The organism is Mesorhizobium sp. M8A.F.Ca.ET.181.01.1.1 (assembly GCF_004792025.1).
Lineage (GTDB): Bacteria > Pseudomonadota > Alphaproteobacteria > Rhizobiales > Rhizobiaceae > Mesorhizobium.
Map to the genome: position 1 here is coordinate 1 of NZ_SRTV01000150.1, position 332 is coordinate 332.

A 332-nucleotide genomic window follows, 5' to 3' on the forward strand; every position below is an offset into this window, starting at 1 on the left:
GAATACTCGGCCGGGTACATGGAAGGATCGTGGTCGCGCGGCGCAGCGCCGACCCACACGACCGGAATGCCGTGCGCCGCCTGCCAGTCGCGCATGATCAGCGCACCGCTGTCGATCACCGAAACGCTGATGATCGCAAGCGAAGGCCGCTGCGCGCTGCGCTCAGGCGAGATGGCAATGTCGTCCGCACGGATCACCTCGACGTCGAAGCTGGCCAACCAGCGTGCGACCCGGTCGAGGCTGTCGGCCTTGCCGTCCCAGACATAGATGTCGAGATCCCCGATTTTGGTGGGGGTGCTCATAGTCGCCGAAGCAATAAACCAGTAGTCCCA

General features: G+C 63.9%; 1 protein-coding gene. It reads right to left on the minus strand.

The genetic code is table 11. The annotated features are described in order from the left end of the window. Nucleotides 1–332: hypothetical protein (locus tag EN824_RS33985; protein ID WP_210236387.1), on the minus strand; the 332-nt coding region annotated here is incomplete at both ends.